We start from the raw sequence: 12,703 nt of genomic DNA, 5'->3' as shown, positions 1-12,703 counted from the left end.
GAATTTAGGCATTTAAAAATAATTATTTCAATTTTTAGTATGCAGGATCTTGGGTCAAAGTAGGTGCACCGTCTTTTACGGACCTATCGATGGCCTCGATCGGGATTGGGAAAAATTCATTTTTACCCTGTTGAAAGGATCTACCCTGCAAATAGGTTCTATGTTGGGACTCACTCTGTAAATACTGGTTCAACACATCGGAAGCAATCCCCCAGCGCTGAAGATCGAAAAAGCGGTGTCCTTCCATGGAAAACTCCAATCTGGTTTCGAAGCGCACAGCTTCTCTGGCCACATCCTTATCTGTCCATGGAGTAGTATATTCAGCAATGTCATAATTGGCAGCAGGAGTTCCTTCAACGATGGTAAAGTCGTTTCGTTCCTCACCTTGAGTGGCCATAGGGACGAAACCATCTGGATTTGCCGCTCTGGCCCTGATCTGATTAACCAGGCCTCTGGCCACTTCCAAATCTCCAACTTCTACTTCCACTTCTGCAAGCCAAAGGATGATCATATCCAAACGCATAACCCTGTAGTTGTTGGCAGAAAGGTTACCCCATCCACCTTGTCCAAAAGCCTCTGGTTCGGCCACATGTTTCATGCTGAAAAATGGTCCGGCATAGGTAAGGTCACGAACGAAATCGGTTTGGTAAATCTTAAACCCTTTGTAAAGGATACCTGGTCTACCCACAGAATGGTCGATACGTGGATCTAATGGCCCATCATAAGTGGACAATGTGGTAACTGGATCAACGGTGGAAGGTACATCTTCATCATCAAAAGTATCCAACATGGGCAAACCGCCTTCTGTCTTGAAAGCATTCACCAAATTTTGTGACACTTGATAAAATCCACAACAACCCCAAGGATCGATATATGGATGTGCAAGTCCGACCCCAACGTTAGAAGCATCTCCGGTAGCACTGCTGATAGCATATTGCACCTCAAAAATAGATTCTGAGTTATTTCGGGTGGCTACCAAGAAGTTGTCCTCAAACTTGTCCATCAATGTGAAGGGGCCGTTATTCAAGATATCCTCCAAAATAGGTTTGGCCTCTTGTAATTTAGCTGTATTGGCAGAACCATCCGAGTTCCATCCCTGGTACATTTTGGCCTTGGCCAAAAATGCTTTGGCTGCCCAACTGGTCGGTCTTCCCACTTCACTTTGTGTTTCTGGCAAAACGGCTGCCGCTGCGGCAAAATCAGCTTCAATGAACGGCCAGATCTCGCGATCGTTGGGAACTTTGGTACTTTCAAGGTCGTTGAGATCAAAATTCTCCTCGCTGATATAGGTAGGCATTCTCCACATTTTTCTAGCTTCAAAATGGAACAATCCCCTTAAGAATCGAGCCTCTGCAATAATTTGCTGTCTTTGCTCATCAGAAGCATCCTCCACTTTTTCCAAAGTTTTGATGACATTGTTTGCGGCGGCAACTCCTTTATAAAGTCCTCTCCATTTGTCCCTAATGTGAACATTGAACGATTGGAAGTCATATGCCTCAATGAAGGATTGCTCTGGCTGGTCACCAGCATCCGTTCCTTTCAAAGCATCGTCAGAGGCCAAATTGAACACCCAGTTTTGCATGTCGTTATGCCAAGTTTGACCTTCCAAACCATTACCGTTCACCATTTTATAGGCACCGAGCAGAAGACCGTTGACACCATCCAATGTAGCAACATCCGCTTCACTGAACTGACCCTGTGGTTGTCTGTCCAAAAAATCGTTATTACAACTCAGTACCAAAGCAAGCAAGCCAAGTGTTCCAAGTAAAGTCGATATTATCTTTTTCATTTCTATAAACATTTAGTTTTCGTTATTTAAGTGTAACATTCAACCCCAAACTTATGGTTTTGGCCACTGGCTGGGAACCTCCATCGTAACCTAGGGTAAGGTTCCTTCTTGAGTCGTCCGCGTTGCTCAATTGAACTTCGGGGTTAAGACCTGTGTATTTGGTAAAGGTGGCTATGTTCTGTGCCTGCACATATACTTGGGCCCTGTCCAAACCAATGGTGGATATAATTTTCTCTGGAAAATTATAGGTCAACTGAATGTTCTTCAACCTGAAGAAACTTCCATCCTCAATCAAATAGGAAGAAGGCCTACTACTAATTTGGTCATTGGCATCCATAATAGGCGATGTGGCACCAGGATTGGCCGCTACCCAAGTACTCGGATCGGCCGTTGGATTGGTCGGTTGCCATGCATCGTACAATGCCCTTTTGCTCCTATTCCCTTGGAAAGTGTTGAAGTCAGCAAAATATCTCACGTAGTTGAACACATCGTTACCTTGCGATCCGTTACCAAAGATGTTCAAATCCAAATTTTTATAGCTCAAATTAATGTTGATACCATAAGTGAAATCAGGGTGTGGGCTACCTATAATGGTGCGGTCATCATCGTTGATTTCCCCATCGTTGTTGATATCGGCAATCCTGAACTTACCTGGCGCGTTGTAATCGCCATAAGGGGCCCATGCATCGGCCTCAGCCTGTGATTGGAAAATCCCCAAAGTTTTGAACCCGTAGAAAGAAGACAATGGCGAACCTGCTTCTGTTATTGATAGAGCGGGAATCCTTCTACTTTGGCCAAAAATCCTGGTACTTTCACCTTCAAGGGCATCAACATTGTTCTTATAAGTAGAAATGTTGGCACTTACCTCATAGGAGAAATCTCCTTTTTTATCACCATAGCTAATTCCTAAATCAATACCCTTATTGGTCATTTGTCCAACGTTGAAAGCAGGTTCATCTGCTTGTCCTGCCGTATAGGTAACCGGAACGTTGATCAGCATGTCCGTGGTGACCCTTTTCCAAAGATCCAAGTTAACGGACAACTTATTGTTCAACATCACCAAGTCCATACCGATGTTGTTGGAGGTAGTTGCTTCCCATTTGGCATTTGGGTTTCCGAATGCCCTAGGAGCAAATCCAATCTGTGGGGAACCGGTGGAACCGTCAATGGGGTAACCTCCCGTTAGGATATCTGAACGATAAGTGGTATAGGCATTATAATCACCAATTTGCTGGTTACCTGTTTTACCCCAACCATATCGAAGTTTCAAGTTATCGATCCAAGTTACGCTATCCATGAACTTTTCATCCGACATCCTCCAACCCAAACTGAAGGCAGGGAAAAATGCACTTCTGGAGGCTTGTTGGAATCTGGACGAGGAATCGTTCCTCAGAATAACCTGGGCCAAATATTTTCCGTCATAGTCATAGTTCAACTGACCGAATTGTGACCATAAGGTATAATCCTGAAATACATATCCCCTGTTGGTTGCCGTTGTGGCATCACCCAAATCCAGATAGCTCAAAATATTGGTGGTTCCGAAAGCATATCGTTCACGACGGGCCTCAAAACGTTCTTCAAATTGTTGAATGGATTCCACACCCACATACGCCTTAAAATTATGGACCTCGTTAAAGGTTTTGGCATAGGTCAATGTATTGGTCCATGTCCACTGATATTCATATTGCTCCCTGGCTTCCGAGCTTCGGATAAAGTTCCCCTCCACATATTCAGGCTGTGGACGGTCCAAATTCTTTACTCTTTGTACCCTTGCATCCACACCAAAACTGGTACGTAGATCAAGACCCGGAATCAACTCATAGTTTGCATAAGCATTCCCCAATAGTCGTAGACCGTATCTTCTATCGTCTTGATCCCTATATAGTCGTGCATATGGGTTAAAATTGTTCCCTAGGTTGGCCCCCCTACTACCTGCAAAATTACCGGCAATATCATAAATGGGAAGCAATGGATGGTGTTTGTAAGCACCGGAAACCGGACTTTGCTCATCATCATTGGACACATTTCCTTTTAGATTATCAAAGGATGTGGTGAAATTTTCCCCAATGGTCAATTTCTTGTTCAATGTCCTAAACTCGGTATTGGCCCTCAAGGACACCCTGTCATAACTAGCAAACTTTATTATACTCTCTTGAGAGAAATAACCAAGACTAAAGGCATAACGTGCAGATTCTGTTGCTCCTGAAGCTGAAATGTTATGGCTTTGAATGGGCGCCGACCGTGTTACTGCATCCCACCAATTGGTATCGGCAGAACGGGTAATGGCATAAATATTACCTGGTTCCAAGGCATAAAGACTTGGGTCCGTGCCAGGGTCTCCCTCATTGGCACCACTAGGGAAAACATAGTCAGGTATGGTCACCTCACCATTAGGCCCAAATGTGTACTGTCCATGACTGGGGGTCTTACCTGCATATAAATCGGCCAAATACAAGTATCTTCCGAGTTCTTCAGCGTTCAATGACTCTGCATCTTTAGCAGGGGATTGAATACCATAGTACGTATTATAGGTTATGGTGGGTTTCCCCATTTTTCCCTTTTTGGTGGTGATGATAATAACCCCGTTTGCCGCCCTAGAACCGTAGATAGAAGCAGAAGAAGCATCTTTCAATACTTGCAATGATTCAATATCATTTGGGTTCAGGTTAGATTGGCGTTGGGATGGCACACCATCTATAATGTAGAGAGGGTCATTGTTCCCCAGTGTTCCGAAACCACGGATACGCACTGTTGCCTCACCTCCTGGTCGGGCATCGTTAACGATCGTAACCCCTGCTGCCCTACCTTGCAACTGTTGGGAAAAAGTGGTCGCGGGCACTGATTTAAGTTCATCAGTGTTTACCACGGTGACCGCACCTGTCAGGTCCTTTTTGGCCTGCGATCCATAACCCGTTACTACAATCTCATCCAACCGGTTGGCATCCTCCTCTAGGATTACATTGATCGTGCTTTGGTTATTGATTGGGACTTCTACCGTCCTGTATCCAATATAGCTGATCACCAAAGTTGCATCACCAGGTGCATTGATACTGTAGTTTCCATCAAAGTCTGTCTGGGTTCCATTTGTGGTTCCCTTGACCAGAACGTTGGCGCCCGGTAAGGGTCCCGTTTCATCGGATACCGTACCCGTTACGGTCTGGGCCTGTGCAAAACCCATGCAAAGTACAGCAGCCAAAAAAATAATTCTCTTGAAAAAAGGTTTTTTCATAAGTTCAATTTTAGGTTTGTGTTAGTTAATCAATATAGATTCCATCTACTCTGGCAAATGGAACAAAACATAGTTGTGTATGGTAAACTTATATTTTAAAGCTCACACTTAATAAGATATGCGCTATTTTAAACCTTCAAATTCATGAATTTTATAATAAATCATACCTCTTTTTATGTATTTGAAAATAAAATTCTTAAAATCATACCGTTGGAATGTTTTAAGAATTTCCATGTAAAGTAAAAATCCTAGGTCAACAGGTTCCCGTTTTCATCCCATTCCGCTATTTCATTCCGCTTGCTCTGGTCCACACATTTGGCAATCCATTTGGGATCATAGGACACCCCATGCTGATCGAGTACCTCTTGCGGTACACCATCCCAAATGTTCGGTTGATTTCCCTTATATCCTAAATCAGCTATGCCGACTTTGGAAGTATAATATCCGGTAACGGTCAGATTCCGCATCAGTGCAAAAAATTGTATTTCCAATGGTTGCTCATCCAATGGCTTTTCCACATCCTGAAATGCAATGGTGTCCAAAATTTGTTTTTGCTGATCCGTGGATGCCTTTTTAAACTCCTGATCAAAGAGGACATTACTTTGGTGGTCCAACCACATGAGGCCACCCTTTAAAGTGAGTTCCAATTCTGGAATGTCCTTGGCAATGAATTCGATAAATTCAGGTACCTCCGCCTCAATCGGTCCCCCATGAGGTTCCTTTGGAGGTAGGATAATCGTACTCAACAAGATAATGGTCTCCATTTCATGTTCGTTGAACAACTGGATGGCCTTCAATTTTTCAATGCGTTCCAGTTCTTCCGGGGTTCTTCCGAAATAGGCATTATTGTCCGATGCAACTGGAACATCCATATCCGTATCGGTCTTGCAACCGTGGAACATCAGGGCAGAAGCACCAGCCCCCATGATGATGGTTTGTATACTTTTTCTTCTGTCCATGTACTAAAGATTTTGTTGTTTCAATTGTTCTATGATGTAATCCGATGCCCGCCATGATAGGGCCAAGATGGTCCAGGTACAATTTTTGTCCGCTTGGGACGTAAAAGGGCCTGCGTCCACAATGAACACGTTATCAACATCATGCAATTGATTGAATTTATTGGTCACTGAAGTCTTTGGGTCGTCACCCATTCTAGTGGTCCCTACTTCATGGATGATCCGTCCGGGAGCAAGCAGTCCGTAGTCAATATCAGCAGAAGGTTTATCTCCCAATGGTTCGCCACCCATGTTGTGGATGATTTCCTCAAAAGTGTCCTGCATGTGCTTGGCCTGCTTCACTTCCAAATCAGACCACCGATAATTGAACTTTAGAACAGGAATTCCAAATTTGTCTACTGTAGTGGGGTCTATCTCACAATAGTTTTCCTTTCTAGCGATGCTTTCCCCACGACCCGCCATGTGAACCACGGAGCCGTAATATTTCTTTACATCGTCCCGAAGAACATCACCATAACCCCCAACATTGAGGCCAAAAAACTTGTTGAATTCGTTCGCATTAAAACCGAAGCCGTAGTTGGGTTGACGCATGCCTCCCCCCACTTCGATGTGATAACCACGGGGAAAATCCAATTTGCTGTTATCTCCCCACCAGGGCGAATATACATGCATACCTCCAGTACCATCCTCATTGTACGAAACCTTACGGTTCATGAGAGCTGGAACAAATGCAGCGCGACTAGCACCAGTGGAATCATGCAAATATCTGCCTACATGGTCGCTACTGTTTCCCAACCCATTTGGGTGTTGTTTACTCTTCGAATTCAATAGAATTCTGGCAGAACTACAGGCGGAAGCCGCAAGTATCACTACCCTACCCTTCAATTTGTACTCTTTTAGGTCATCTTTGCTGACATAGGATACCCCGGTAGCTTTTCCTTCGGCATTGGTTGTTACCTCTCGAACTACCGAATTGACATATATTTTGACTTTACCCCCACTTTTTTGCGCTGGGAATATCAAACAACTTCCTGAAGAGAAATCAGCATATACCGAGCAAGATCTTGAACATTGTCCACAGTAAAAGCAAACCCCTCTGTCCTTGTTAATCCGCTTGGTCAACATGGAAAGACGACCTGGGATAACGGGTACTCCCGATTTCTGGGCCCCATTTATATAAAAGAGTTCGTGCAGCCGTGGTTTTGGTGGGGGCAGAAAAAATCCATCAGGATCATTTTCCAATCCTTCATTGGTACCATAGACCCCGATAAGTTTATCCACCTTATCATAGTAGGGTTTTACATCCTCATACCCTATGGGCCAATCATCCCCATGTCCATCACGGGTTTTTCCCTTAAAATCCTTTGGGCCAAAACGAAGTGAAATTCTTCCCCAGTGATTGGTCCTACCTCCCAACATGTGTGAACGAAACCAATCAAACTTTGTCCCAGGTTCATGGGTATAGGGTTCGCCCTCTATTTCCCATCCGCCATAGGCCATATCCCAACCCCCGAAGGCCCTAGTGGTACCAGCGCCTCTATTTGGGGATTCGTAGGGCCACTTTAATTGGGTCATGGTTTTGGGATCAGCGGGATCAAAAAATGGACCCGCTTCCACCACCGCAACATTCAATCCGGCATCTGCCAGCTGCTTCGTTGCCATACCACCTCCCGCTCCAGAACCTACAATGATTACATCATATAATTCCGGCGCTTCCTTTATCTGCATAATAGATTTTCTTTGAATTATTCGTTAGGGAAAATACTATTATGACCTATGGGATTTAGGGAGTTGGGAACAAAATGGGCCCAAATTCAAGAATTTTATAAAATATGAGGTTTTTCTTGGTGGACAGCCTGTGGTGCTTTAACCGGTGTTCAAGTTCTTAAACGTTCAGTTTTTCCGTTTTTGAAGTATCCCATCCACATAGATACCGATCAAATGTGTCCGGATATTGACCGATGTTTCTTGAGTATCATTTCCGAGTTGCACTTTCATGGTTTGGGAAGGAAAGAGGGGCATATGACAACTGATGCAATTGTTAAGATCGGAAGAATTCAAGTTTGAGTTTTGGTGCAGGTCTTTTGGGGAGGCATGGCATTCGATACACTTGGAATTAAAATACTCCGTTTCTCCACGTTGCTTCCTATGTGGATCATGACAGGTGGTACAACTCATAGTACTCGAGTTTCGAAAGCATTCACTGCTTTTGAGAAGACCATACTGGTTGCCATGCACATCAAGCTGTGCATCTGGCCGCCCAAAGTTGTAGTTTTTGGCATACTCGTCCAAGCTCTCCCCTGCGACAAATGAAAAGGGGTTGCCCTTTATTTGAATGGCACGCAATCCTGAATGGCATTGGACACAAATGTCCATTTTTAATTGTCTTGACAATGTGTCTATTTTGATCACCACATCATGATCCATTTGCTGCAGCTTCCCGGTTCTATAATCAACATGCTTCTGAAGCGGACCATGGCACCTTTCACAATCTATCCCATAGATAAAGGACTCTCGTTCATAAATATTGGTGTTTCCCTTAAAATCCCCGTTCTTGGCAAACGTTACATGGCATTTGATGCAATTATCCGTGACTGATCTGGTAAACTTATAGTTAGGATAACCGGGACTGTTGATAAAATCATCGGTAAGTGTAAAATATGAAGCCTGTAACTGTATCAGAAAATCTTCTTTGAACGATAGATAAGATTGCCCCTTAACCCCTGAACCGACAACGATGTCCAAACGGGACTTATCCATCAATTCCCCTGAAGTTTTGGAAGATATGGTCTGATAATATGAATCTCCTTCATGTACCATCCGTATCACACCGTCAATGAGTTCCACCTCATGTGACGAATCATCAAAAGGTCCTTTCAACGTCTCTTCGGCCGCAATTGCGGAGGTGTTGAAATGGGGTGTGTTGATGTGGGTTTTATAAATGTCTTGATGACAGGGGATACAAGATTGTGACCCTGCAAATTGCTCACCATTGTAGTGGACCGGCATCGTTTTGGGAAGAGTTTGATATTCCGCTTTATCCTGAAAAACAAAAACCATGGCCACAATGATGGCTACCGTTACCAAAACTACTATTGAAACCTTTTTTTTAGATTTAAAAGACACGGACGAAAATTCATTAACCTATTAGAGAGGCATCTAAGGAACATAATTTTAATGGGATACCGAAATTGTAATAAAACTCAAGGCCAAAATACTTAAGAGACGTGGAGATATATCCATTCCCTTCCGCATCCCTGATTTATACACCACTATATGCACTAAATCCTCCATCGATTGGTATGATGGCCCCTGTCACAAAGCTGGCGGCATCACTGATGAGCCAATGTACGGCACCATGTAATTCGTCTGCATTTCCAAAACGCTTCATAGGGGTGTTATCAATTATTTTTTTTCCACGGTCGGTATAACTGCCATCTTCATTTAGGAGCAGTTTTCTGTTCTGATTGCTGATAAAAAATCCAGGGGCAATAGCATTTACCCGAAGGCCTTCTCCAAACTTCAAGGCAAGTTCGGTGGCCATCCATTTGGTAAAATTATCAATGGCCGCCTTGGAGGCCGAATACCCCACAACCCGCGTCAATGCCCTTGTGGCCGCCATGGAAGAAACATTGAGGATACATCCATGGCCTTGGTCCGCCATTAGCTTTCCAAAAACCAAGGAAGGGATTACGGAGCCATCCAGATTCAATTCGGAAACCTTCCTAAAATCTTCCATGTTTAAATCGAAGATGGTCTGCCCCTCACCAATTACCGCACCAGGCATATTTCCACCCGCCGCATTGATAAGTGCATCTATCCGGCCCCATTCCTCTACCACCTTGTTCTTTACCGCTTCCAGAAAATCCTTGTCCAATACACTCCCGGAAAATCCAAGAACATGGGTATATTTTTGCTTGAACCCAGCAACCTTGGATTTCACTTTTCCCTCAGTCTGTCCCAATAAAACAATCTTTGCACCTTCCGATAATAGATACTCCGCCATACTACTGCCGAGCACACCCGTTCCTCCTGTAATCAGGATTACCTTGTTTGAAATATCGAATAATGTATTGCCCATACCCGTTTTATCGATTTAATTGCTTGGTGATTCTTTTCAAAAATTGTTATTTCTGTGTACTTTGGACATGGATGCTAAATTATAAGTTTTAAAGCAATAAAAAAATCAAAAGAGGAACAAAAAGGCATTTGAATAATAAAATCTTCAAAGTTTAATGGCAAAGTTGACGTTTTCTACAGTTCCATCGATACCAGTGATGGATGGGATTCCCAAAAACACCAGAACAGTTAAAGCTGGCATCGCAGATGGGCCAATACTCTATGGGTATAGCATGGGCAACAAAGCATAATCCCTTATTTCAAAAAAAAAGAAAATGAGATATATCGATCCAATGCAAAAAAAATTATCTTGATACCAACAAACAACCGTACCATGAAAACCAACCGAACACTTTCCTTTTTTCTACTCCTATTCACCACGCTATCATTTGGTCAAGGTCAAAAAGATTATGAACCCACCAAAGAAAATCTAGAAGCTCGAAAGTGGTTCCAACAGGCCAAGTTCGGGATGTTCATCCACTGGGGTGTCTACAGCATTTTGGGAGATGGTGAGTGGGTGATGAACAACCAAAATATTCCGATACAGGCTTATGAAAAACTACCCACTTTTTTTAATCCGACCGGCTTTGATGCCGAGGCATGGGTGAAAATGGCCAAGGATGCCGGCATGAAATATATCACCATCACCAGTAGGCACCATGACGGGTTTTCCATGTTCGACACGAAAGCCAATAATTATGACATTGTCGACAGTACTCCCTACGGAAAGGATGTCTTGAAACAATTGGCGGATGCGTGCCATAAAGAAGGTATCAAGCTCTTTTTCTATTATTCCCTATTGGATTGGCACAATGATGATTACTATCCGCGTGGGAGAACCGGCAACGACATCGCTGGACGTGGTGCCGGGGAATGGGACAAGTACATCGCCTTTATGAAGGCCCAGTTGACCGAACTCTTGACCAATTATGGTGAAATTGCAGGTATTTGGTTTGATGGGCATTGGGATCAAAAACTCTGGGATGGCAAACGGTTCGGGGCACTACAGGTAGACTGGCATTATGACGAAATCTATACCTTGATCCATGAGCTACAGCCCCAATGTTTGATCGGTAACAACCATCACTTGGCACCCATTGAAGGCGAGGATTTCCAGATGTTCGAAAAAGATCTTCCTGGAAAGAATACCACGGGATTTGGTACCTCGGCATCGGATGTTGGCCAACTGCCCATGGAAGTGTGCGAGACCATCAATGGATCGTGGGGATTCAACCTTCAGGACAGACAGCACAAATCCAAGGAAGAACTCATCCACTATATTGTAAAAGCTGCTGGTTATGGAAGTAACCTACTGCTCAACGTAGGGCCCATGCCCAACGGAAAAATCCAAGAAGAACATCAGCGATCCCTTGAAGAAATGGGCGCATGGATGCGAACAAATGGTCCCACCATCTATGGCACCATGGCCGGGCCTTTTCTTCCCAACGACAAATTTGCCACGACCAGAAAAGGCAATACCATTTTTCTACACATTTTGGATGGAAGCCAGAAAGTTTTCTTGGAAGATTTTGGGAAAAAGATCAAAGATGTGAAACTGTTTCCAGACCAATCCAAATTGGTTTTTCAACAAAACAAGTTTGGTTTGTTCGTAGAAGTACCTAATGACAAAATCGATAGTGTGGATACCATTGTAGAAATTACCTTAAAGTAACTTTTGCCATATCTGATATTCGTTTTTACCTATTAGGATACAGAAATTGAAAATCATATACCAATAAAAAGGGTTGCATTTGTAAATGCAACCCTTTTGCTCTTTTCCCATGCTTCTTCCCGTTACATCCTCAATCTCATGAAAAGCTCGTGGGTGTTGTTGTCCAACCCATTGATCGGGCTCTGCAGGGCGGTCTCATAGGCATACCCTATGTTCAGCCCGTTGCTGATATTGAACAGCACCAGGCCACTGACACTCTCATCGAAACGGTAGGAGGCACCGAATTCAAAACGCTCCCCGAAATCCAAGATCCCCGTAAGTTCCAGGGACATGGGCGAGGCATCCGCGTAACGGAACATCCCCATGGTCTTCAGATCCAGGGTCTTGCCGAGGAGAAAGGTGTACCCCCCGCTCAGATAGGCGTGCATACGGTCCACACCCAGGTAGGCATTGCCATCACGCTCCTGGAGACGGTCAGGGGTCAACAGCTTCGGTGCCGACACCGAAACAAAATACCTGTCGTGCTTCAAGAACACCCCGGCGCCCACATTGGGCGTGAAACGGCTCTCGTAGCCCACAAGTGCCCCGTCCTGCCCCACTCCGTAGGTGATCAATCCATCGGTATTGGCATCGTAGGAATTCGCGCTCCCCTTGATACCAAAGTACAATGTATGGTCCCCATCCAACTGTATGTGATAGGACACATCGATGGCCACCCAGGTCTGGTGCTCTATAAAGGTCTTGTCGTTCAGGATGGAGACCCCGAGGCCAAGGTTCCTGCCCATCGGCATCCCGAAGATCGCACTTTGGCTCTCCGGTGCCCCTTGGATGCCCGCCCATTGGCTCCTGATGCCCAACGAGAGTTCTGCCGACTCCGAACTTCCCGCAAAAGCGGGGTTATAGATGTTCATATTGTACCGGTAAAAGGTATAGTTCGG

General features: G+C 44.3%; 8 protein-coding genes. 1 reads left to right on the top strand and 7 read right to left on the bottom strand.

All coding sequences use genetic code 11. The features are described from left to right. Positions 1–34: 34 nt before the first annotated feature. The 6 genes from D2U88_RS07930 to D2U88_RS07905 all read right to left on the bottom strand — a co-directional run bounded on the left by D2U88_RS07930 (position 35) and on the right by D2U88_RS07905 (position 10,055). Positions 35–1,789 carry a RagB/SusD family nutrient uptake outer membrane protein gene (locus tag D2U88_RS07930; protein ID WP_119639897.1) on the bottom strand — a complete coding sequence of 585 codons (1,755 nt, stop codon included), beginning with the start codon at positions 1,787–1,789 and terminating at the stop codon, positions 35–37. A gap of 22 nt (positions 1,790–1,811) precedes the next feature. After that, complete coding sequence (locus D2U88_RS07925; RefSeq protein WP_119639823.1) at positions 1,812–5,018, bottom strand: SusC/RagA family TonB-linked outer membrane protein; 3,207 nt, start codon at positions 5,016–5,018, stop codon at positions 1,812–1,814. Between the two features lie 248 nt (positions 5,019–5,266). Further along, entirely contained in the window at positions 5,267–5,977 is a 711-nt protein-coding gene (locus D2U88_RS07920; protein WP_119639822.1) for a gluconate 2-dehydrogenase subunit 3 family protein, read from the bottom strand. A 3-nt stretch (positions 5,978–5,980) separates the two neighbouring features. Beyond that, the gene (locus D2U88_RS07915) at positions 5,981–7,702 is read right to left on the bottom strand and encodes a GMC family oxidoreductase (protein WP_119639821.1); all 1,722 of its coding nucleotides are present in this window, start codon (positions 7,700–7,702) and stop codon (positions 5,981–5,983) included. A 165-nt stretch (positions 7,703–7,867) separates the two neighbouring features. Then, complete coding sequence (locus D2U88_RS07910) at positions 7,868–9,061, bottom strand: multiheme c-type cytochrome (RefSeq protein WP_119639820.1); 1,194 nt, start codon at positions 9,059–9,061, stop codon at positions 7,868–7,870. 175 nt (positions 9,062–9,236) lie between these two features. Next, positions 9,237–10,055, bottom strand: coding sequence for an SDR family oxidoreductase (locus D2U88_RS07905; RefSeq protein ID WP_119639819.1), 819 nt, complete (start codon positions 10,053–10,055; stop codon positions 9,237–9,239). 372 nt (positions 10,056–10,427) lie between these two features. On the opposite strand from D2U88_RS07905, the gene D2U88_RS07900 reads away from it, so the two are divergent. Next, positions 10,428–11,765 (top strand): alpha-L-fucosidase, encoded by a 1,338-nt coding sequence (locus D2U88_RS07900; protein ID WP_119639818.1) that lies wholly within the window; start codon positions 10,428–10,430, stop codon positions 11,763–11,765. Between the two features lie 122 nt (positions 11,766–11,887). Here the strand turns inward: D2U88_RS07900 and D2U88_RS07895 are convergent. After that, a partial coding sequence (locus D2U88_RS07895; RefSeq protein ID WP_147378556.1) for a PorP/SprF family type IX secretion system membrane protein occupies positions 11,888–12,703 on the bottom strand: 816 nt, incomplete at its 5' end.

Source organism: Flagellimonas aequoris (assembly GCF_003584165.1).
In the GTDB taxonomy this organism is placed as follows: domain Bacteria; phylum Bacteroidota; class Bacteroidia; order Flavobacteriales; family Flavobacteriaceae; genus Flagellimonas; species Flagellimonas aequoris.
Note: the sequence above shows the minus strand (reverse complement) of the source record. Positions and strands in the feature narration are given on the sequence as shown.

Excerpts from the sequence above, each read along its gene's own strand:
- D2U88_RS07920 (WP_119639822.1), bottom strand. The coding sequence starts at position 5,977 with ATGGACAGAAGAAAAAGTATACAAACCATCATCATGGGGGCTGGTGCT.
- D2U88_RS07915 (WP_119639821.1), bottom strand. The coding sequence starts at position 7,702 with ATGCAGATAAAGGAAGCGCCGGAATTATATGATGTAATCATTGTAGGT.
- D2U88_RS07930 (WP_119639897.1), bottom strand. The coding sequence starts at position 1,789 with ATGAAAAAGATAATATCGACTTTACTTGGAACACTTGGCTTGCTTGCT.
- D2U88_RS07925 (WP_119639823.1), bottom strand. The coding sequence starts at position 5,018 with ATGAAAAAACCTTTTTTCAAGAGAATTATTTTTTTGGCTGCTGTACTT.
- D2U88_RS07905 (WP_119639819.1), bottom strand. The coding sequence starts at position 10,055 with ATGGGCAATACATTATTCGATATTTCAAACAAGGTAATCCTGATTACA.
- D2U88_RS07900 (WP_119639818.1), top strand. The coding sequence starts at position 10,428 with ATGAAAACCAACCGAACACTTTCCTTTTTTCTACTCCTATTCACCACG.